Below are 20,671 nucleotides of genomic sequence, written 5' to 3' on the forward strand. Positions count from 1 at the left end.
TTATTAACAATTAGGGTCTACTGATAAAGCGCGTAGCGAAATTTCACCAATCGCAAAGCGCTGTAGTTGCTGATCGGCAGTTTGTAGCAGCAATTCGCCACTTTGTGGATCAATCCCACAACAAATGCCGGAAATCGAGTGCTGCTCCAGCAGCAAGGTGATCGGCTGCTGATAAAAATGGTCATAGTCCTGCCAACGTTGCAGATAGTGACTGATATTACCCTGCTCTATCTGTGTAAAAGCACGCTGCAAATGATTCGCCAATGTCGCAACCAAGTGGTTGCGTTCAATCCGAACCGCACTTTCGTTTAAATTTGCCCAGGTCTGATCAATCTGTTGTGCGGCGCTGGTTTGCATAGCTAAATTCAAGCCAACGCCGATCACCAATTCCTGCGTTTCAGTGCTGAAACGGCGGCTTTCAATCAAAATGCCGCCTAATTTACGCCCATGCAGATAAATATCGTTTGGCCATTTAATGCTGATTCCTTGCACCCCAAGTGCCACCAGCGTATCGGCAATACAAATCGCCGTGACCAAGCTAATCGCTTTCAGTTGTTCCGGCGCTTGTTGAAAATGGCGTAATAGTGAAAAATAGAGATTTTGTGCAAACGGCGAATGCCACACACGCCCACGCCGTCCACGTCCGGCAGTTTGCATTTCCGCAGTACACACCGTGCCGGACGGCAAACTTTTATCATTCAGCAAAAATTCATTGGTCGAATCCAGACAGCGAAACACCCGCACCGAACCTTGTTCCAACATGCGGTTGATGACTGTTTGATCCAACAAATCCAGCGGACGAGCAAGCCGATAGCGCTGTTGTGCATCTTGCTGTGGCTGCAAATGCCATGCCGCTAATTGCTGCAAAATTGCACGCTGCTGTTCAGCCGGCATCGGTATTAACAAGTGCGGTTTGCCGTCGGCAAGTAATCTTAACACCGACTCCAGTAGCGTTTGATCTAACATTTAGCTGATCGCCTGTTCACTGTCAATTTCACCATTGACATCAAAGAACCGCACTTCGGGCTGTAGCGCTACCCTAAATTTTTGCAACACCTGCTGACGCACATAACGTGCCAATTCCAGCACGTCTGCGGGCTGAGCGTTGTCACGGTTGATCAACACCAATGCTTGTTGCCGATGTACCGCTGCGCCACCAATTTGATGCCCTTTCAGCCCACATTGATCAATCAACCAGCCAGCTGCCAATTTCACGGTACCGTCGGTTTGCGCAAACGCCGGCATGGTCGGATACTCCGCTATCAGTTGTTGATATTGCGCCTGACTGACGCTGGGGTTTTTAAAAAAACTGCCGGCATTGCCAAATTCGTTCGGATCCGGCAACTTGCTACGCCGCACCGCACAAACTTCATCATAAATTTGCTTGGCAGTGACGGTTTGTGGATCAAGTTGGGCAAGTGAGCCGTATTGAAGTTGTGGCTGCCACTGTTTTGCCAATTTTAAACCAACCGCAACAATCGCATAGTCTTGGTCGTAAGGCGCATGTTTGAACAAGCTATCACGGTAACCAAATTGGCAATCTACTCGACTGAAACGTTGTATTTGACCGCACTTCAAATCCAGCACTTCAACGTATTCGCACACGTCTTTAAACTCTACCCCATACGCCCCGATATTTTGAATCGGCGCACTGCCGACACAGCCGGGGATCAACGCCAAATTTTCCAAACCGTCGTAACCCAATTCAACGCAACGAGTGACTAACTGATGCCAATTTTCGCCACCACCCAGATGCAGATAATGGTACTCGCTGTCTTCACGGTGCTGAATACCGAGGATTCGATTGAGCAGAACCACACCGTTAAAATCTTCTAAAAACAGTACGTTACTGCCTTGCCCGAGCAATAAACGTGCTTGTCCGGCATATTGCTGCCAATGTTGCAACAATTGCCCAACCGAGCCAATTGCTATAATCTGATTGGCTTGTAGCGGCAAGGCGAAAGTATGAAACGGTTGTAAATTTTGCATAAAATCTCTTCGATAAATAAATAGGGTTTGTTGCAATACGATCATTGCACTTAGTTTACTGATCAAACGACGATGAGCAATCAGAAATTTCAGATAAATCACGATTGCACTGTCGCAGAGACTGCAGGAATGGATATAATAAAGCCACTACACATAAAAATGGATAAAACGCGTGCAAAAATATCGTGGTGAACTGATTCTTTTGGTGGTGAGTATTTTAGCCGCTTCAGGTTGGCTGTTTTCCAAATATTCGCTGATGACACTGCCGCCGGCAGGCTTTATCAGTGTGCGTTTTTTGGCAGCTGCGTTGTTGTTTCTCCCCTTTGCCTACCCGCAACTGCGCCGTCTTTCCAACGCACAACTTAAAAGTGCGGTCACGGTCGGCGCTGCATTCAGCTTGAACCTGTTTTTGTGGGTGCAGGGCATGAGTTACACCGAAAATATGGGCGAAGGTGCATTTATCGTCAGCCTGTCGATGCTGCTTGCGCCACTGGTCTCTTGGCTGGTATTCAAACACCGCCCGCAGCGAATGTTCTGGTTTTGCTTGCCACTCGCCGCCGCCGGACTTTTTTTGCTGGCGTCCGGCAGCGGTTTACATTTATCATTAGGCAATCTGCTGTTTCTGTGTTCCTCACTGGCAGCAGCGGCCTCTTTTGTACTGAACAACCAATTCTCCAAATCGATTCCCGCGCTACCTTTGACCACCATTCAACTCAGTATGGTCGGGCTGTCTTGCGGACTGTTTTCACTGGCGTTCGAAACTTGGCCTGAATCCGTTTCCTTGACCACTTGGAACTGGGTGGCCGCCAGCGTGCTGATTGCCACCGGCTTCCGTTTTCTGTTGCAAGCGATTGGACAGAAACACAGCCAAATTACCAACGCCGCCATTATTATGATTCTAGAACCAGTCTGGACATTATTATTGAGCGTCAGCTTGTTAGGCGAAATCATCACCTGGCAAAAAGGCTTGGGCTGCACGCTGATTCTAACCGCACTTTTTGCCTATCGCCTACAACCACAATTGCGCTATCGACTGCTATTGTGGCGCAAACACGGTAGGCAACGACAGCGACACAAAGTGCGGTTTCGCTAGACATAACTGATTGATATAAATAATTAACATCACGGCTTACCATCAATAAATGCGGGAAAAACCAAACGCTATTCCGCCAAATATACCCACTACAAAAATTAGGCTATCTGAAATGGCTAGGGTTTGCTGCCTGTGATTTTCTGACAGCCCATCTGAAACTTTTTGAATCATCGGGTGTGGTTTCAGGCAGTCTAATCCACCGCTCCGCGCTCCGGCATAAACCCGGTTTTGCCGGCAAATGCCACCGATTCCGCCAAGGCTTGTTGTGCTTCCAAGTCGCTCAACTGCTTGCGGTATGCCTGTTGCAAAGCGGCGAAGGTATCCACGCCCAATGCGGTGCGCAGCGGCGGTTCGGGCAGTTGCGTCAAGGCGTAAACGGCGGCGGCGATTTTTGCCGGATCGCCGGCGATGTTGTCTTCGCCGTGTTCCTGAATGTAGCGACGCACTTGGCCGACGGCGCTGTCTTTATAGGTGTCGGATTCCGCCGTCCAGTTCACATTGGCGATAAAGTCGGTTTTCATCGAGCCGGGTTCGACAATCACGGTTTTGATGCCGAAGCCCGCCACTTCCTGCGCCACGGTTTCGGCAAAGCCTTCCAAGCCGAATTTGGCGGCGTGGTACATCGCCCCGCCCGCAAACGCCGTGCGCCCGCCCACGCTGGTGATGTACACCATCACACCGCTCTTTTTGGCACGCAAGGCCGGCAGAAAGGCACGGGTGAGGTGAATCGGCGCCACCAGATTCAAATCGAGCTGCTGCTGCACTTGTGCGTCGCTCAGCTCTTCCATCGCGCCCAAAATCGCCCCGCCGGCATTGTTCACCAATACATCAATATCGGCGTGTTTGGCGGCAACGGCGGCGAGGCTGTCGATTCGGGTTACGTCCAGTTGTTCGACGATTAAGCGTTCCCCGTATTGCGCGCTCAAGTCTGCCAGCGCCGCCGGTTTGCGTACCGCCACCACCACGATATTGCCTTCGTTTAAAGCTTTTTTCACCAATTCGATGCCCAAGCCGCCCGATGCGCCAGTGATAAAGTATTTTTGTGTCATGATTTGCTCCTCAATCGGATAATGTTGGGTTAACGGCTGCCGCCGCACTGAAATAATACCTTTCCCAAAAAATAAACTAGCCCAAATTAGCACAGTGTCAAGCTCACTTGCTGTACTACTTGTACTATCTGCGTTCGCTTTTCTCGCTATTTGTGTTTTGGGTTTGGTATAACGCCAAAGTGCGGTGCAGGCAGCCCGATGTGAAAACAGATTGCTTATTGGATGGCGCTTATTTGCCCAGCGCCGCCCGCGAAACGTCGTCCCACGCTTCCCATGTTTCGATGCGCTTGGCGTACACCTCTTTCACCAGCGGCAGCAAGTCGCCCAAAATCAGCCGCAGCGGCGGATTGGGGGCGTCGACCACTTGCAAAATCGCCGGGGCGCTGGCTTCCGGCACGCCCAGTTGGTCGGCGGTGAGCATGGCCGCCAGCTCGGCACGCAAAGGGTCGTAAGCCGCCAGTGCCGGCGCGGTTTTCATCGAGCTGCCGCTCAAAAAATCGGTGGCATAGCCGCCCGGCTCGATGATGGTGACGTGAATGCCGAACTGCGCCACTTCCGCCGCCAGCGCCTCCGCCATGCCTTCCACCGCAAATTTGGCGGCTTCGTAAATGCCCGAAGTCGGCATCGCCACCAGGCCCGCCACGCTGCTCACCGCCAGAATATGGCCGCCGCCCTGCGCGCGCATAATCGGCAAAGCGGCCTGAATCACCGACAGCGTGCCGAATACATTGGTTTCAAAGGTGGCGCGCACGTCGGCCATTTCCGCCTCTTCCACCGCCGCCATATAGCCGAAACCGGCATTCGACAGCACCACGTCCAAACGCCCGAAATGCTGCTGCGCCTGATTGACCGCGGCAAACACCGCCTCACGGTCGGTCACGTCGAGCGCCAACGGCAGAAACGCCTCGCCGTACGCCTGTTTCAAATCGTCCAACGCCCCGATTTTGCGTGCAGTGGCGGCAACTTTATCGCCGCGCGCCAATGCCGCTTTCGCCCAGATATTGCCGAAACCGCGCGATGCGCCGGTAATCAACCAAACTTTTTGTGTCATGATTTTTTCCTTTGTTGAATGAATGTGTTGTTACAAATGGCCGTCTGAACCGCACTTTTATCCCGCCACCGTTTCAGACGGCCTGCATTTTGCTTATGATTCCAGTGTTCAGCCCACGATTGCCTTCGGTTCCAGATAAGCGCTGATACCGAATTCGCCGTATTCGCGCCCGATGCCCGACTGCTTCATGCCGCCGAACGGCGCTTGGTTGTCGTGGGCAAACGGGTTGTTGATTTTTACCTGGCCGGCATCGAGCTTGGCGGCCACCGCCAACGCACGTTCGCGGCTGGCGGAGCTGACGTAAGCCGCCAGCCCGTAGGCGGTGTCGTTGGCAATCGCCACGGCGTCGGCTTCGTCTTGGTAAGGAATGATGCACAGCACCGGCCCGAAAATCTCTTCCTGCGCAATGCGCATATTGTTGCCGACATTGGTAAACACGGTGGCTTTGCTGAAATTACCCGCTTCCAGCCCCGTCGGTTTGCCCAGCCCGCCGGTTAAGAGTTCGGCGCCGTCGTCTTCAATGCCGATGCGGATGTATTCCTGTACCCGCTCATATTGGCTGCGGCTCACCGCCGGGCCGACCATCACCTTGGCGTCGCTCGGGTTGCCCGGTTGGAAGGCTTGTTCCACCGTGGCTTTGACAATCGCATTCACTTCGGCAAGCTTGCTTTGCGGCACCAGCAAGCGGGTGGCGGCCACGCAAGCCTGCCCGCTGTTCATATAGGCCGCGCCCACCGCTTGCGGCAGCACTTGGGCAAGATCGGCGTCGTCCAGAATCACGTTCGGCGATTTGCCGCCCAGCTCCAGCGTCACCCGTTTCATGCTCTCCACCGCGCCGCGGGCAATGGTTTTGCCGACATTGGTGGAGCCGGTGAAGGTGATTTTGGCAATATCGGGGTGGCGGGTGATTTCATTGCCCACCACGTTGCCCAAGCCGTTCACCACGTTCACCAGCCCGGCAGGCAAGTCGGCTGCGGCAAAGCATTCCATCATCACCTGCGTTTGGCGGGCGGAAAGCTCGCTCGGCTTGATCACGCTGGCGCAACCGGCGGCTATGGCGGCGGAAATTTTGCCGCAGATAAACAAATTGCTGGCGTTCCACGGAATCACCACGCCGACCACGCCCACCGGCTGCAAACACACCAGCGAGCTGCCGACCCTGCGCTCGAACGGATAGCTTTCGAGCAAATCAATCATGGTTTGCACATCGGCAATCGCCCCTTCGATCAACGGCTCGACAAATACCCGCACACCGCCGTATTCCTCGATCATCGCTTCCACCAAATCGCTTTTGCGGTGTTCCAGTGCGCGTTTGAAGCTTTGCAGATAAGCCGCGCGTTGGGCAGGCGTGCTGTCGGCGAAACTTTTTTGCGCGGCCTTGGCGGCGGCAACGGCGCGTTGGGTGTCGGTTTCATCGCCCAGCGTGACTTGCGCCACGTGTTGATTATCCACCGGGCTGAATAAATCCAGCGTTTCCTTGCCGTGTGGGGTAACGAATTGGCCGTTGATAAAGAATTGATGATAGTGTTGCATTGGGTTTTCCTTATTGAAAATGGGTGGAGCAGACCGTCTGCAAGATTCAGGCAGCCTAGCGTTCGAAACAATGAAAACAGTATAATTGATTGGATAAACAATGATAATATAGCGAAATAAGAACAAACTCATGCGAGAAATCGAACAATGCAAAAAACCGGTTTAACAGAATTGCAAATCATCATGAGCGTGGCGGAGCTGGGCGGATTCCGTGCCGCCGCCACCGCGCTGGAAATGTCGCCCTCGGCGCTCAGCCACGCCGTCAGCCAATTGGAAGGCAAGCTCGGCGCACGGCTGTTTAACCGCACCACCCGCAGCGTCACCCTGTCGGCGGCGGGGCTAAAATTTATCGAGCGGGTGAAACCGGCGATGGCGGAAATCGAAGCGGCGATGGCGGAAGCGGGCGACGCCAACAGCAGCCTTTCCGGCACGCTGCGCATCAACACCGCCGAGCGTGCCGCCCAGGAAATGCTCGAGCCGATCATCATCGAATACCTGCGCCGCTATCCGCAAATGCACATCGATTTGGTGAGCGACGGGCGTTTGATCGACATCGTTGCCGACGGTTTCGACGCCGGTTTCCGCCTCGCCGAAGCCGTGCCGCAAGACATGGTGTCGATTCCGCTGGGGGCGGACATTCAAATCATGGCGGTGTGCTCGCCCGACTACCTCGCCCGCCACGGCGCGCCGCAAACCCCGCACGATCTCTACCAACACGCCTGCATCCGCTACCGCTTTACCAGCGGCAAACTGTTCCGCTGGGAATTCGAGCACGGCGGCGAACAAATCCTGATCGACGCCAACGGCCCGCTCACCCTCGACAGCCCGCTGCTGATGGCCGAAGCCGCCCTCTCCGGCATCGGCATCGCCTTTGTGTACGAAGGCTACATCCGCGACCACCTCGCCGGCGGCCGGCTGGTGCAACTGCTGCCCGACTGGACGCCCAAATACGCCGGCCTCTGCCTCTACTACCCGCGCCAACGCCACGTCAGCGCCGCCCTGCGCGCGTTTATCGATTTGGTGCAGGAATCAAGAGCGGTGTTTGCCGGGCAAAGCGTGCAATGAAACAGGCCGTCTGAACCGCACTTTGCCAACGGTTCAGACGGCCTGTTTAATTTTGTGCGGGCTTATTCGCCGTCAATCATGGTGCGAAACGTTAAATTAATTCTCGGCGTATGCACTTTGGCGGTTTTCATCACGGCGTGCAGCCAGTGGCTTTGGGTTGCGCCGCGCATGACGATTAGCTGACCGTGTTCCAGCAGCATTTCGCATTTGTGCTGTCGGGTGCGGTGTTTGAGTGCGAATTTGCGTACCGCGCCGAAGCTGAGCGAGGCAATGGTGGCGTTTTTCCCCAAGCCTGCTTCGTCGTCGCTGTGCCACGCCATGCCTTGCTTGCCGGTGGGGTATAAATTGAGCAGGCAGGAATTAAATACTGTCGGGCTAATCGGTTTCATCAGCGTTTCCACTTGGTGCTTGATGGCAAGCAGGGTGTCGTTCCACAACAATGCCGTGCGTGTCGCCCCCGAATAGGTGTAATCAAAATGCGCATCGCCATACCATGCCACTTGACGGTCGGTGATGATGTGTTTGCCGAAGATCACCGCTTCATCATGCCGCCAAGGGATATGGTGCAGGAGTTGCCGGTAATACGCGTCTGCCGTTTGCCGCTCAAAAATCACGCCGTAATCATTGACGATGCCGTCATAGGGCAACAGATTGTCGTCGGACGACGCACTGAGCGCCGTTTCAAGCGCAAACAAATCCAAATTAGCCATTATCTGCTCCGATTTCGCATGCCAACAATGCCATTTTCCGCCCGCGCGCCCAGCGGTAGCCGCCGATAACCCCGCTTTGCCGAATCACCCGATGGCAGGGAATCAACACCGCCACAGGGTTTGCCCCCACCGCCGTCCCCACCGCACGGGTGGCACTCGGTTTGCCGATGCGTTCGGCGATATCGCCATAGCTCGCCAGCCCGCCCTCTCTGATGCCGAGCAATGCCTGCCATACTTTTAATTGAAACGGCGTGCCTTTTAAATGCAGATGAATGGTTTTTTTGGCGGACGCGTGTTGAAAAAACGCCAAGTCTTCATCATGAAAACGGTTGTGTTTCGCCTGCAATGCCGCATGGGGAAACTCCTTGCGTAACGCCGCCAATGCCGTGCCGTCGTCATCAAACGCCATAAAACACACGCCCCGATGGGTGGCCGCAATCAGCACCCCGCCAAAAGGCGTGTCGGCAAAGGCATAGTCAATCGCCAGCCCCGCGCCGCCGTTTTTGTATTCGCCCGGGGTCATGCCTTCAATGCGAACAAACAAATCATGCAGCCTCCCGGCGCTGCTCAAGCCCCCGGCAAAAGCCGCTTCCTGCATATTGCCTTGATTTTGCAAGACTTGCTTGGCACGCTCCACGCTGATGTATTGCAAAAATTTTTTAGGACTCACCCCCGCCCACGCCTGAAACTGGCGCAAAAAATGCTCGGGACTCAAATACACTTGCGCTGCCACCATCTCAAGACTGGGCTGCTCGTCTGCATGGTCGTACAGATATTCAATGGCTTTGGCGATACGGGCAAATTGATGGTCTTCACGGCGCATATTTTTTCTCTTTTTCTGTTTGTCTAAACTTGCACTCATTATGAGGAGATAGATAACGAAAAGCGACCCGATTCTTGCGGTTTTTTGGGGGCGTATGCGGAAGGGCGGGATAACAAGGCCGTCTGAAACCGCACTTCACTTTTTCAAGCAAGTAAAAGTTTCAGACGGCCTGTTTATTCCTGGTTTACAAATACTTGGTGATTTCCCGGAAAGCCTCCAGCTCCTGCTGCGGATCGTCGGCTTCGAGGATGTGCGTCATGCAGTGGTCGATGTGGTCGGCAATCAGCAGGCGTTTGGCCTTTTCAATCGATTTTTCAACCGCATACAGCTGTTGGGCGATGTCGTTGCAGTGGCGGTTTTGCTCCAGCATTTGAATCACGCGGTTGAGGTGGCCGTTGGCGCGTTTGAGGCGGTTGATGATGGCGGGGTGGCTGCCGTGCAGATGGTCGTGTGCTGGGTGTTCGGGGGTGTCGGTGCGCATAAGGTTTCTCTCGCTGAATGTGCTTGCTTATGAATTTATACTATCTTACAATCGGGCTCATGTATCCCCCTTTAGGGGATTTTTTTAAACAAGATTTATCGACGGCGCTTCAGGACGCCTATCGCTTGCCGCCGTGCGGAGCAGCGGAAGCATCCATCGTTTGATGAGTGGCTTTCGATTCTTTTTTATGGAAACAAGGCCATTACGCTGAGATGAAAAAAATCTAAGCCATCGGCAAAAGGCGTACTGCGCAAGCGGTACGCTTTTTCAACACGGGAGGCAAGATGTTTGCCATTTTAAAAAACCGCACTTACCGCCATTTGTTTTTGGCGCAAATCGCGTCGTTATTAGGCACGGGCTTGGCAACGGTGGCGCTGGGCTTGCTGGCGTTTGACATTGCCGCGGGTAATGCCGGGCAGGTGTTGGGCACTGCCCTTGCCATCAAAATGGCCGCCTATATCGGCATTGCACCGCTGGCAGGGGCGTTGGCGGAAAAATTCCCCCGCCGCGCCATGCTGGTGGCACTCGATGTGGTGCGGGCCGCGGTGGCGTTGCTGTTGCCGTTTGTGAATCAGGCATGGCAGATTTATGTGCTGATTTTCGTGTTGCAATCGGCGTCTGCCGCTTTCACGCCCACTTTTCAAGCGACGATTCCGGATATTTTGCCCGATGAAAAAGACTACACCCAAGCCTTGTCGCTCTCACGCCTTGCCTACGATTTGGAAAACCTTGCCAGCCCGCTGCTTGCCGCCGCGCTGTTGAGCGTGGTGAGTTTTCACAGCCTGTTTATGGGTACGGTGGCGGGCTTTTTGCTGTCGGCATGGCTGGTGTTTACGGTGGCGTTGCCCACGTTCAAACCCACGGTACAACGCCGTTTTATGCAGCGGCTCACCCGAGGCAGCCGCCTGTATCTGGCTACGCCGCGCCTGCGCGGGCTGCTTGCGTTTAACCTTGCCATTGCCGCCGCCAGTGCGATGGTCATCGTCAATACCGTGGTGATGGTACAGGGCGAATTTGCCCTCGGCCAGCGCGATACGGCATTTGCCTTGATGTGCTACGGCGCAGGCTCGATGCTGACGGCGTTGGCGTTGCCGCAACTGCTGGATAAACTCAGCGACCGCCGTGCGATGGCCGGCGGTGCCTTACTGCTGGCGCTGGGGCTGCTGGCAGGCTCGGCGATAAACGGGTTTTACAGCTTATTGGCCGTTTGGCTGCTGCTGGGCATCGGCGGCGCACTGAGCGCCCTTCCGACCGGCAGATTGTTGCGTCGCTCCGCCACGGAGGCCGACCGCCCCGCCTTGTTCAGTGCCCAATTCGCCCTTTCGCACGCCTGCTGGCTGCTCACCTATCCGCTGGCAGGCTGGCTCGGCAGCCGCCTCGGCATGGGCTATACGTTTGCCATATTCAGCGCCATTGCCGGCGCCGCCCTGGCCGCCGCCCTGACGCTATGGCGCGAAGAAACCCCTTTGCCGCCGCACCGACACAACCTGCCTGCCGATCACCCGCACTTGCAACAATACCCACTGCAAAACGGCCGGCATCGCCACGACGGCAGGGCAGACGAATACCATGACTGGCTGCGCTAATGCCGCCGCCACATTTGTCGGTGCGTTGGTTGGAATGCGGTGAAAAAAACTGCTGAATCAAATAAGTGTTTGCTCCATGGATTTCCACGCCGTCAAAGCCTGCCTGAATCGCTCGGCGAGTGACTTGGGCGAAATCTTCAATAATCTGCTCAATCTCATCATGGCTAAGCGCTCGTGGCACTTCCGAGCCCGGTATTTCAGCGGCAACACTGCTGGCACTCACAGGCTGTGTGCCACGCAAAATGGCGGTATTGCTGCGACGACCTGCGTGAAAAATCTGCAAAATCGCCTTTGTACCGCCTAGGCTCATCGCCCGAGCCATTTCATTCAAACGGGGAATAAAGCGGTCATCGGTAATGGATAACTCCCCTTCAAAACCCTTGCCATCTGTTTAAACATAAGCAACAGGCGAGATAAACAAGCCCGCCCCGCCTGCCCGCATACGAAAATACGCCAATTCGTCTTGCGATACCGTGCCGTCTGCCAAAGATGATGCGGTGGTCATCGGGGCGATGGCAATGCGGTTTTTGACGGTTGTGCCATTTTGGAAGGTGAAAGGCTGTAAAAAAGAATAGTTGTTCATGAGAGACTCCTCGGTTTGTTTTGAATTGTGCTTAGTATAGGCTGGATTTATTTTTTTAAAAACCGCATAATAAATAAAACACTTTTGCAGATTTTACATTAATGACTCACTTTGAATCCATCCATCTCAAAGCCATCCGTTTTTTTATCCAAGTGTATGACTGCCAGAGCTTTTCCGAAGTGGCTCGTGCGGATCAGGTGTCGCCGTCGATGGTTTCCCGCATCATCAGCCAATTGGAAGATGCACTCGGACAACAGCTGTTTTACCGCAACACTCGCTTGGTTGTGCCCACGGTGGCAGGGCAGCAGTTTATTGACACTGCCCGCCGTATCACTGAGGAATTGCAAGGCATGCAACAGCGATGGCAGGAACAGGCACAAGAGCCAAACGGCGTGATTCGGATGAACGCCCCTGTGCTGTTCGCACGCAAACACATCACGCCTTATCTGCCCGAACTACGTAAACGTTATCCGCAATTGATGATTGAGCTGATACAAAGCGATGGCTACATTGACTCGCACACACATTCGGCGGACTTGATTTTTCGAGTGGGCGCGTTGGCGGATTCATCGCTCAAAGCCCGAGTCTTTGCCGAGCAAAGGGGCTATTTAGTGGCTTCGCCGCAGTATCTGGCAACGCATGGAACACCGCAAACACCGACCGATTTAGAAAAGCACCTCGCCTTGCTGCACCGTGGCGATTTTGGCGCGCAACGCTGGCTGTATCGGGCAAATGGGCGAAAGCAAAGCGGGCAATGGCAACAGCAGACCAGCGGTACTGCCGTTCTCACCAGTAACAATGCCCAAACCTTGGTGGATTGTGCGGTTGGTGGCATGGGGATTTTGCTGTTTCCCGATTGGGTGCTGAATGAATATCTGCAATCAGGACAATTGGTCAAGCTTTTGACCACGCACGAATGGCATTCGCACACAGAGCCCCAATACATTTCCGCCATCTACCCCAATTTTCGCCACCCTTCGCTCAACACCCGAGCAGTGCTGGATTTTTTTATGGAAAAATACGGTGAACAGCCTTATTGGCAGGAGAAACATGCCGTCTGAAAGCGTGTTTTGTGTGCCACGTTTCAGACGGCCTTTGTTATGTTTCGCCGTACCAAAATTGGGCGGTGGCGCCGCCGTCAATCAGGAAATCCGAGCCGGTAAGGTAGCTGCTGTTCATCATCAGTGCGGCGAGCACGGCGACTTCATCAGGCGTGCCGCCGCGGCGGGCGGGAATGGAAGCGAGCATATTGCGGTAAAACTCACCGCGCGTTTCACTGTTGAGTTCATCCAAGGCAAGCGGGGTGAAAATAATGCCGGGGCTGATGCAGTTTACCCTTGCGCCGCGCTCGCCCCAACGCACCGCTTCGGCCTGCACCCGTAAGGCATTGCCGCGCTTGAAAATTTGGTAGGCACGCAGGCTGTCGTCAATTTCTTGAATAAAAGGCAAATTCAATAATGCTTCAGTCGGTGTCATCGCCAACGCCTGAATTTGCTCAAGGCTGAGCGGTTCTAAACGGAAAGCGGATTGCGACCCCGTCATCAGGGCGGATCCGCCCTCGGCAATGATGTTGCCAAAAATCTCCAGTACCAACACCGTGCCGTATAAATCCGCTTGCAAAATCGCCTGCGGGCCGCCTGGTTTTGGGCAACCCCGTTGGTTGCCGAAGGGGCGTTGGCAGCACATCTTTTGCCTCCTCGCCCTCGCACCAGCTCAAAAGCTGATAGACGCTTTTCCCCTGATTGCATAGGTCGAAATCGAGTGGTTGCGACATTTTGATTCCGGAGGTGGAAATGCGCCGCATCAGCTCAAACTCGCGTTTTTTGCTTTCATATTCGGTGATATCCGAAATGCGCAACAATCGTTTTTCGCCGCAAACCGTTGTTACGCAGTATTTTTTATCGCTCGACCAACCTTTGTTGATGACATCGGTTTTTGCACAGGTGTGGGCATTCGGCATGTCGTGGATTGCATCGGTCATATTTTCATGTTTTCTCTCGAAAAGTCCAGTTTCCCGTGATTTCGGGGCGATTTGGCCCGCAAAGTGCGGTTTTGCGGCTTTTATTCGCCAGATGGTGATTAAAAACCGTTACAGCAAAATCCACTCTGCCATCTCATCCAAGCGCACTTTCACTTTTTTCCATTCTGGCAATACCTGCCCCATCAAACGGTAAAACCGTTCGCTGTGGTTGTGTTCCGCCAGATGACACAGCTCGTGCAAAATCACATAATCAATGCAATCGCTCGGGGCTTTGATCAAGTGCGGATTAAGCGTGAGCCTGCCTTGCGGGGAGCAGCTGCCCCATTGGGTTTGCATGGTTTGCAGGCGGATGGGCGGGCATTCGTTGATCCGCAGGGTTTGTTCCAACAAGGCATTGAGCCGTTTGGCGAATATCTCTTTGGCGCGGATTCTGTACCACTTATCCAGCATGGCTTTCACATCAGCACTATGCCTGCTTTTGACCGACACCAGTAACCGTCCACGCAATAATTTCACGTTTGGAAGTGCGGTGGGATTTTCTTCGATTTTGAGCAGATAGCGTTTGCCTAGATAAAAATGGCTTTCGCCGCTGATATAGCGCCGTGGCAACACCAACTGATTTTGAGCCTTAAATGCTTGTTGTTGCTCGTATATCCAGCGGCTGCGTTTTTTTACCGCTTGCAAAATTTCCACGCTGTCGGTATTCGCTGGGGCGGATACCGTCACGTTACCGCTCGGCTCAACCTTGATGCGGATTTTATCGGCGAGCGTGGGGCTGGTGATGAGCGTAAAGTGGATTTTTTCATCACCGTAGTGGATATGCGGCATCACTTAATCCCCACCCGCACAATCTGCACCACCGATTCCACCATTCTTTTGGCTTGTTCCATGCCGCTGCCGATGGCTTTGCATTCGGCAAACAGCTTGGGCAGCAGTTGCTTGTGGATATCGCTTTCTATGTTGTGCGGATTGATGGAATGCTCGGCCACCGATTGGCTGACGATGCTGTCAATTTCAAAAGCCAGTGTTACCCATTTGTCCGTATCCATATTTATATTGATGCCGTCTGAAAAGGTTTCAGGCAGGGTTTGTTTGAACACGCTGTAATAGGCTTGGGCGTGGAAGTTGCCAGCGAACACATCAGGAATGTCATCAAGGCGGCGGTGTTTAACCTGTTGTTCAAATTCGTGAAACAGCCAGTATTGCTTGAGTTCATAATCAAACAATTGCTCCGCCTCGGCGATCACCTCTTTTAACAGCCGTGAAAAGGCTTGCTGGGCGTAAGGGTCGTCACGCAAATCTTGTTCGATGGTGCGGGCAATGCGGGTTTTAATCAGATCGGTTTCGTTGCGGGTTTTTTCTTTGCTCCAGTTTTCGGGGCGCTCTGGCTTGCCCATTTTGCCTACTTCATACACGCCGGCAGGCTCTTTGACTGCCACGCCCACCACGTGCTTGTCCAGCAGTTTTTTGACCGAATCGGCATAGTCGTCAAAATCCACACGCTCGCCAGCATCTTGCTGTGCCAGCCTACGCAAATGGCTAAATTGTGCCAAGGTGTCTTTGTAATGACGGCGGTCGGCTTCGCTATAAGACTGGTCGGCAAAAAACGTGGCAGACTGCAACGCCACTTTCAAGCAGCCTGAAAATGCGGTCAAGGCGGCATAAAAATCTTCCCGCACTTTCAGGGCGGTGTCCGTCCATTCGCCGTCTTGTTCCACCATTTTGGGGATAAGCACCTGTCGCAACTGCTCAATATCATGCTTGTTGTTTACACCGCTAAAAATCGCCCACAGCCCGTCGTACAGCATGGGCAGTTTTTTATATTCATGGCTCATCGGCTGATACAAGCCGTCGATATCGGCAATGTCGTAGCCGCCTTGGGTGCGTGCCGCCAAATCCTGATATTGGGCGATGGTGGTGTCCAGCTCTTTTAGAATGCCACGGTAATCAATCAGCAAGCCGAATTTTTTGGCCGGGTGCAGACGGTTTACCCGTGCGATAGCTTGAATCAAATTGTGCTGTTTTAATGGCTTGTCGATATACAGCACGGTATTTTTGGGCTCATCAAAGCCTGTTAGCAATTTATCCACCACAATCAATAATTTGAGCGGATCGGCTGCATCGGCAAAGCGGGCGATGATGTTTTTGCTATACGTTTGCTCGTCTTGACTGCCGACATTGTCCGCCCACCATTGCACCACTTCATCACTGCGGCCTTCATCAAGATTGCCTTCACGGCTGTCGGGCGGGCTCATTACAATCGCCGATTCAAACAAACCGGCTTCGTCCAGATATTGCTTGTAGCGGATGGCGGCAGTTTTGCTGTCGCACGCCAATTGTCCTTTCAGGCCGTCTGAAATATGCTCGGCAACATGATGGGCAATATCCAAGGCAACCAAATGAATGCGGTCGTCCGCCCCATACACGCCTTGTTTTTGGGCGAAGCGGCGTTTCAAATCGCTTTTTTGTTGCTCGCTCAAGCCTTGGGTAATCCGTTCAAACCAGCTGTCGATGGCCCGCTCGTTCACGTCCAAATTAGGCATGCGTTCTTCGTATAACAGTGGTGTCACCGTGCCGTCTTCCACCGCTCTTTGCATGGTGTAGGCGTGAATAATCGAGCCGAATTTATGCGTGGTTTTGTCATCTTTGAGTAATGGCGTGCCGGTGAATGCCACAAATGCCGCATTGGGCAAAGCCTGTTTCATGCGGGTATGGTTTTCACCGCCTTGGCTGCGATGCCCCTCGTCCACCAGCACAATCAAATCGGCACTGGTATTGACACATTCAGGCAGCCTTGTAGCACTGTTGAACTTCTGCACCAAAGTGAAAATAATCCGCTCATTGCCTTTGCCAATCTGCTGTGCCAAGCGTGTGCCAGAGGTTGCCATGGCTTGCGATTTATCGCGCTTGCCTGCCAATTCGCCACCGCTCATAAACGTCGCCGAAAGCTGGTTTTCCAAATCCACACGGTCGGTCATCACAATCAAACGGCAACGCTTCAAACGCTCGTCCAATATCAACGCCTTGCTCAAAAACACCATGGTGAACGACTTGCCAGAGCCTGTGGTATGCCAAATCACGCCACCTTCTCGGCTGCCGTTTGGCTGCACGTCCGCCATGCGTGCCAGCAAGCGTTTGATGGCAAACACCTGCTGATAACGGGCAACGATTTTGCCGACTTTTTTGTCAAACAGCACAAAAAACCGCACCATCTCAAGCAAACGCTCTTTGCTCAATAAGCCGATAATCAGCCTGTCTTGCCCGTTTAACGCCAACGGTGCCGCCGACCATTTTTGATACCATAAATAGCTGTCAGGGCGATTGGCAAACAAGGCGGCAAGTGCGGTTTCAGACGGCCTTTGGTTTTTGAGTGCCGTCATATCCGCCTCGCTCACCATCTCCTCAAGCCACGCCGCCCAAAACTTGGCAGGCGTACCGCACGTGGCATAACGCCCGTCAACACCGCTCACCGACAGCAACAGCTGGCTGTAGGCAAACAATTGCGGTATTTCACCTGTTCGCTGATTGCGGATATTTTGCGAAACGCCCTCCGCCACCGTCGCCCCTTTTTTGCCATCGGGGCGTTTGGCTTCGATCACCACCAGCGGAATGCCGTTCACAAAACAGACCACATCAGGCTGCCTGAAATCCACGCCATTACTGCTTGTTACCCTGAATTCTTCGGTAAAACTAAAATCATTGTTCTCAAGATTTCCCCAATCAATCAGCGCAATGGTCGGATTCGCCTTTTTGCCACCGATAAATTCCGTCACCGAAATGCCATACAGCAAATGGTTGTAAATCCGCTCATTGGCGGTTTGCAGCCCTTCATTCAAGGCTGGCGAGAGTTGCAACAGCACATCATCAATGGCACGCGCGGATAAAGGATACGCCTTGCCCTCAAACACAAACCGCCGCTTGGCAAGCTCTGCCCGCAACACTTCAACAAGCACCACCGCACTTGTATCCCCACCCCGCAACGCCAAAGCTTCAGACGGCAACAGATACCGCCAGCCGAGATTGCACAAGAGTAGCAGGGCAGGGATTTTGGCACTGTATTCTTCTTGGAATTTTGGGGTTGGGTGCATGGAGACTCCTGTTTTACCTGCTAGAAGTTTGTTTAAAAATAACAATAAAAACAATAAAGTAACAATATTTTCAACAAAATGTTGAAATCATTTGGCACAATAAGCTATTATAACTACGGATTCATTACCCATCGGTAATGAACTTACCGAGGTTTTTGCCGCAGAGCCAGCGTAGCGAATCAGCGGCAGCTCATTCTACAATCCCCAGTTTGCACAGGCATTCTTCCCTGCTCCAAACTGGGGATTTTCTTATTCTGTCAATACTGTTTTCAGCCACATAACAAGTCACAAAGTTCGCTTTCAATTGGTTTTGCTGATTGGCACTCACATCAATCACCACCACAAAATCCCCATACACCACGCTCACTCTGCGTGCTGGGTCGTATGTTTTGGTTGCACTAATCCAGCCTTGATAAAGGCTTGCGTCAGGGTGTTTTAGTGTATAAGCAATCCACGGCATACGCTCGGCTCGAAGTTGGCTAAACTCATTCTTGCTTTTGCCCTTTGAACTTTCATAAAACGCATGATTGAATTTACTCGCCGAAAAATACACTCGAATACCGTCAGCGGTGATGATTTTGGCTCGGCAATAATGATTTTCATAAAAAGAACGATAATCCTGCCAGCAGGACAGCGTTAGCAAAGAAGGCAAATCCTGCATTACCAGCCTCCTTGCAGGTTAATCCGAAATATATTGAATTTCTTTTCATCACGGTGAGTCATACCGATTTGTCTGCCCAGCCAGCCCTCCAACGACAGCACCAACTTTTCTTTGGCACTATCAGGACGTAAAGTACGGTTCATCCGGGCAGACGCCATCCCCAGCAACAAATCACAAAGCTGAATCAATACCACTTCCGACGATGGCAGCGACTGAATATGTGCAATATTTGCTGAAATATTACTGCTATCCAAACAGCGTTTTAAGGTTTCCAAGCGTTTTAAATCTCGGTTTTGCTTGATGTCGCAAAAAATACGGTATTCATTAAAGTCCAAAATCCAGTGGTGCAACAATTGATAATAAAATTTATAAAACCCCAATTCATTATCGCCATCGTGCCAGTTATTATTAAACTGATGGCGACTGACCGCTATACAGCGAAAGCGCAGGCTGTCTTTATGCCCGATAAACAAATCAACCAATTCTTGATAAAAGGGCAGGCTTCGTCGATCAACTTTACGCCATTTAATCTCTCCCCAAACATGATGTCGCTGTCGCAACTGCAAAACCTGCTGTTTGATTTCCGCACGCAATGATTCAGGCAACCATAAACTGCCTATCATCATAAATTCAGCTTGCGGTTTGGACGAGTTAAATAAATCAGGATAATTTTCATCACAATACACTTCAAATTTCATTGTTTTACTCCTGTTCGTCCAACGCCACAAATACTCGCTTTTTCCCCGTCAAAAGCTGTTGCATCAGGGCTTGTTTTTCGGTTTTCAGACGGCATAGGGTTTGCTTTAGGGTGTCAATTTCGTTATCGGCAGCGGTGAGTACGGCGGCGATTTTTTGTTGTTCTAGCAATGGGGGAATTCTGAGCGGAAAAGAGCAAAGTGCATCAAATCCAACCGACTCCCGTACAGAACCTTGAGTGCTGTTTTTAATGCGTTGCTTAGCTTCATGCGATTGCATCCAATATAAAAAGAAATCACTATTTAATGATGACTTAACAGCAAATACGACATACATGGGGCTTAAAATGCCATCTGAAAATTTATCTAACCTTGTAAATGAACCAACATTCAAACGTGATGGATTGTAGGCAAATTGTCCTTGCTTTACGACTTTGTAATTGGATACATTTTCACTGGCAACTCGTTTTGAAAACTGCTCTTCAGGCAAAACAAAACCGCTGTGATTGGTAACACTCAAAACTCGTTGAATTGCATCGTTTTGATTTCTTGCTTTCACTTCATTTAATAAATCACCCAAACGCACCTTTTCCCACTCCCCACTAAACCGCTTACCATTTTCATCAAACAACCGTTTTTTCCCTGTTAATAATTGCTGCATCAGGGCTTGTTTCTGCTGTTCGCTGTTTTGAATCAATTGTTCGGTGGTGCGAATGGCGTTGTCCCAAGTTGTCAGGATTTGGGCGATTTTGGTTTGTTCGGGGAGTGGGGGGAAGAAAAATATTAAAGATTTAATATCCTGTTGATTGATGCTGCATTGGGCTACCGCTCTTTTTGCAACTGTCCGAAAATAATTTCTAGATGGCTTTGAATTTAGGATATAAATCAAATAGTCAGGATTTATTACGCTTGAATCGGATTGAATTCTCATCATATTTGATTCATACACTGTATTAATTTTATTTAAGTTTTTCCATAAAATAGCCTTACCTAAATGAGTCAGGCTATTAACTCTGTTAATCACAATATCATTTTCTTCAAGTAGATAGTTTTCGATTTCTGAATTATCTAGTTGTACTTTTTGTAAATCAATAGTTACAAGATTGCCATCATTGTCAAAATCACTAATTCTAAGAATAGATGTACCATCCCCATAAAAAGAGGAGTCTTTATATAATCCATTTTTATAAGATCTCGGTAAAATTGTTCCTAGCGATACAAAATTATTTTGTTTATCAGTATTCATTTTTTATGCTCTGCTTTATTTTTAAGCATTATAACAT

General features: G+C 51.7%; 18 protein-coding genes and 1 pseudogene. 4 read left to right on the forward strand and 15 right to left on the reverse strand.

Annotation, left to right across the window (positions count from 1 at the left end; translation table 11 throughout):
- Nucleotides 1-3: 3 nt before the first annotated feature.
- The gene (locus FHQ30_RS00745) at nucleotides 4-966 is read right to left on the reverse strand and encodes a biotin--[acetyl-CoA-carboxylase] ligase (protein ID WP_139610226.1); all 963 of its coding nucleotides are present in this window, start codon (nucleotides 964-966) and stop codon (nucleotides 4-6) included.
- Nucleotides 967-1,989, reverse strand: a complete 1,023-nt coding sequence (gene murB / locus FHQ30_RS00750) for a UDP-N-acetylmuramate dehydrogenase (protein ID WP_139610227.1) — start codon at nucleotides 1,987-1,989, stop codon at nucleotides 967-969.
- Between the two features lie 172 nt (nucleotides 1,990-2,161).
- On the opposite strand from murB, the gene FHQ30_RS00755 reads away from it, so the two are divergent.
- Entirely contained in the window at nucleotides 2,162-3,082 is a 921-nt protein-coding gene (locus tag FHQ30_RS00755; protein ID WP_139610228.1) for a DMT family transporter, read from the forward strand.
- 191 nt (nucleotides 3,083-3,273) lie between these two features.
- Here FHQ30_RS00755 and FHQ30_RS00760 read toward each other — a convergent pair whose 3' ends face one another.
- From FHQ30_RS00760 to FHQ30_RS00770, 3 genes are all read right to left on the reverse strand, one after another.
- Nucleotides 3,274-4,131: an SDR family NAD(P)-dependent oxidoreductase gene (locus FHQ30_RS00760; protein ID WP_267963739.1), complete on the reverse strand. Its 858-nt coding sequence runs from the start codon at nucleotides 4,129-4,131 to the stop codon at nucleotides 3,274-3,276.
- Nucleotides 4,132-4,360: 229 nt separating this feature from the next.
- Entirely contained in the window at nucleotides 4,361-5,182 is an 822-nt protein-coding gene (locus FHQ30_RS00765; RefSeq protein WP_139610229.1) for an SDR family NAD(P)-dependent oxidoreductase, read from the reverse strand.
- Between the two features lie 108 nt (nucleotides 5,183-5,290).
- Nucleotides 5,291-6,847: an aldehyde dehydrogenase family protein gene (locus FHQ30_RS00770; protein WP_267963740.1), complete on the reverse strand. Its 1,557-nt coding sequence runs from the start codon at nucleotides 6,845-6,847 to the stop codon at nucleotides 5,291-5,293.
- Nucleotides 6,848-6,862: 15 nt separating this feature from the next.
- On the opposite strand from FHQ30_RS00770, the gene FHQ30_RS00775 reads away from it, so the two are divergent.
- Nucleotides 6,863-7,780: a LysR family transcriptional regulator gene (locus FHQ30_RS00775; RefSeq protein ID WP_139610230.1), complete on the forward strand. Its 918-nt coding sequence runs from the start codon at nucleotides 6,863-6,865 to the stop codon at nucleotides 7,778-7,780.
- A 62-nt stretch (nucleotides 7,781-7,842) separates the two neighbouring features.
- Here the strand turns inward: FHQ30_RS00775 and FHQ30_RS00780 are convergent, their stop codons facing one another.
- The 3 genes from FHQ30_RS00780 to FHQ30_RS00790 form a co-directional block, all read right to left on the reverse strand.
- Nucleotides 7,843-8,490: an alpha-ketoglutarate-dependent dioxygenase AlkB family protein gene (locus FHQ30_RS00780; RefSeq protein WP_139610231.1), complete on the reverse strand. Its 648-nt coding sequence runs from the start codon at nucleotides 8,488-8,490 to the stop codon at nucleotides 7,843-7,845.
- On the reverse strand, nucleotides 8,483-9,313 hold the full coding sequence (locus tag FHQ30_RS00785) for a bifunctional transcriptional activator/DNA repair enzyme AdaA (RefSeq protein WP_139610232.1): 831 nt from the start codon (nucleotides 9,311-9,313) through the stop codon (nucleotides 8,483-8,485). The genes FHQ30_RS00780 and FHQ30_RS00785 overlap by 8 nt, the downstream gene beginning before the upstream one ends.
- 184 nt (nucleotides 9,314-9,497) lie before the next feature.
- Nucleotides 9,498-9,794, reverse strand: coding sequence for a metal-sensing transcriptional repressor (locus FHQ30_RS00790; protein ID WP_139610233.1), 297 nt, complete (start codon nucleotides 9,792-9,794; stop codon nucleotides 9,498-9,500).
- 284 nt (nucleotides 9,795-10,078) lie between these two features.
- Here FHQ30_RS00790 and FHQ30_RS00795 point away from each other — a divergent pair, with 284 nt between their 5' ends.
- Nucleotides 10,079-11,380 carry an MFS transporter gene (locus tag FHQ30_RS00795; protein ID WP_139610234.1) on the forward strand — a complete coding sequence of 434 codons (1,302 nt, stop codon included), beginning with the start codon at nucleotides 10,079-10,081 and terminating at the stop codon, nucleotides 11,378-11,380.
- Nucleotides 11,381-11,438: 58 nt separating this feature from the next.
- On the opposite strand, the pseudogene FHQ30_RS00800 reads toward FHQ30_RS00795, so the two are convergent.
- Nucleotides 11,439-11,963 (reverse strand): annotated as a pseudogene (locus tag FHQ30_RS00800) (oxidoreductase); the annotation flags it as partial.
- 101 nt (nucleotides 11,964-12,064) lie between these two features.
- On the opposite strand from FHQ30_RS00800, the gene FHQ30_RS00805 reads away from it, so the two are divergent.
- Entirely contained in the window at nucleotides 12,065-13,024 is a 960-nt protein-coding gene (locus FHQ30_RS00805; RefSeq protein WP_139610235.1) for a LysR family transcriptional regulator, read from the forward strand.
- A 37-nt stretch (nucleotides 13,025-13,061) separates the two neighbouring features.
- Here FHQ30_RS00805 and FHQ30_RS00810 read toward each other — a convergent pair whose 3' ends face one another.
- From FHQ30_RS00810 to FHQ30_RS00835, 6 genes are all read right to left on the reverse strand, one after another.
- The gene (locus tag FHQ30_RS00810) at nucleotides 13,062-13,649 is read right to left on the reverse strand and encodes an SDR family oxidoreductase (protein ID WP_139610236.1); all 588 of its coding nucleotides are present in this window, start codon (nucleotides 13,647-13,649) and stop codon (nucleotides 13,062-13,064) included.
- 403 nt (nucleotides 13,650-14,052) lie between these two features.
- Entirely contained in the window at nucleotides 14,053-14,772 is a 720-nt protein-coding gene (locus tag FHQ30_RS00815; RefSeq protein ID WP_139610237.1) for a M48 family metallopeptidase, read from the reverse strand.
- A complete protein-coding gene (locus tag FHQ30_RS00820) occupies nucleotides 14,772-18,032 on the reverse strand; it encodes a type I restriction endonuclease subunit R (protein ID WP_139610238.1) in 3,261 nt (1,086 codons plus the stop codon). The genes FHQ30_RS00815 and FHQ30_RS00820 overlap by 1 nt, the downstream gene beginning before the upstream one ends.
- 190 nt (nucleotides 18,033-18,222) lie before the next feature.
- On the reverse strand, nucleotides 18,223-18,693 hold the full coding sequence (locus FHQ30_RS00825; protein ID WP_139610239.1) for a hypothetical protein: 471 nt from the start codon (nucleotides 18,691-18,693) through the stop codon (nucleotides 18,223-18,225).
- Nucleotides 18,693-19,391 (reverse strand): DUF3800 domain-containing protein, encoded by a 699-nt coding sequence (locus FHQ30_RS00830; protein WP_139610240.1) that lies wholly within the window; start codon nucleotides 19,389-19,391, stop codon nucleotides 18,693-18,695. The genes FHQ30_RS00825 and FHQ30_RS00830 overlap by 1 nt, the downstream gene beginning before the upstream one ends.
- Before the next feature lie 4 nt (nucleotides 19,392-19,395).
- Nucleotides 19,396-20,634 carry a restriction endonuclease subunit S gene (locus FHQ30_RS00835; RefSeq protein WP_139615038.1) on the reverse strand — a complete coding sequence of 413 codons (1,239 nt, stop codon included), beginning with the start codon at nucleotides 20,632-20,634 and terminating at the stop codon, nucleotides 19,396-19,398.
- Nucleotides 20,635-20,671: the final 37 nt, after the last annotated feature.

It is taken from the genome of Testudinibacter sp. 'clade 2' (assembly GCF_006227735.1).
GTDB lineage: Bacteria > Pseudomonadota > Gammaproteobacteria > Enterobacterales > Pasteurellaceae > Chelonobacter.

Coding starts and splice junctions, on each gene's coding strand:
- FHQ30_RS00745 (WP_139610226.1), bottom strand. CDS start 966: ATGTTAGATCAAACGCTACTGGAGTCGGTGTTAAGATTACTTGCCGAC.
- murB (WP_139610227.1), bottom strand. CDS start 1,989: ATGCAAAATTTACAACCGTTTCATACTTTCGCCTTGCCGCTACAAGCC.
- FHQ30_RS00760 (WP_267963739.1), bottom strand. CDS start 4,131: ATGACACAAAAATACTTTATCACTGGCGCATCGGGCGGCTTGGGCATC.
- FHQ30_RS00765 (WP_139610229.1), bottom strand. CDS start 5,182: ATGACACAAAAAGTTTGGTTGATTACCGGCGCATCGCGCGGTTTCGGC.
- FHQ30_RS00770 (WP_267963740.1), bottom strand. CDS start 6,847: ATGAGTTTGTTCTTATTTCGCTATATTATCATTGTTTATCCAATCAAT.
- FHQ30_RS00775 (WP_139610230.1), top strand. CDS start 6,863: ATGCAAAAAACCGGTTTAACAGAATTGCAAATCATCATGAGCGTGGCG.
- FHQ30_RS00780 (WP_139610231.1), bottom strand. CDS start 8,490: ATGGCTAATTTGGATTTGTTTGCGCTTGAAACGGCGCTCAGTGCGTCG.
- FHQ30_RS00785 (WP_139610232.1), bottom strand. CDS start 9,313: ATGCGCCGTGAAGACCATCAATTTGCCCGTATCGCCAAAGCCATTGAA.
- FHQ30_RS00790 (WP_139610233.1), bottom strand. CDS start 9,794: ATGCGCACCGACACCCCCGAACACCCAGCACACGACCATCTGCACGGC.
- FHQ30_RS00795 (WP_139610234.1), top strand. CDS start 10,079: ATGTTTGCCATTTTAAAAAACCGCACTTACCGCCATTTGTTTTTGGCG.
- FHQ30_RS00805 (WP_139610235.1), top strand. CDS start 12,065: ATGACTCACTTTGAATCCATCCATCTCAAAGCCATCCGTTTTTTTATC.
- FHQ30_RS00810 (WP_139610236.1), bottom strand. CDS start 13,649: ATGTGCTGCCAACGCCCCTTCGGCAACCAACGGGGTTGCCCAAAACCA.
- FHQ30_RS00815 (WP_139610237.1), bottom strand. CDS start 14,772: ATGCCGCATATCCACTACGGTGATGAAAAAATCCACTTTACGCTCATC.
- FHQ30_RS00820 (WP_139610238.1), bottom strand. CDS start 18,032: ATGCACCCAACCCCAAAATTCCAAGAAGAATACAGTGCCAAAATCCCT.
- FHQ30_RS00825 (WP_139610239.1), bottom strand. CDS start 18,693: ATGCAGGATTTGCCTTCTTTGCTAACGCTGTCCTGCTGGCAGGATTAT.
- FHQ30_RS00830 (WP_139610240.1), bottom strand. CDS start 19,391: ATGAAATTTGAAGTGTATTGTGATGAAAATTATCCTGATTTATTTAAC.
- FHQ30_RS00835 (WP_139615038.1), bottom strand. CDS start 20,634: ATGAATACTGATAAACAAAATAATTTTGTATCGCTAGGAACAATTTTA.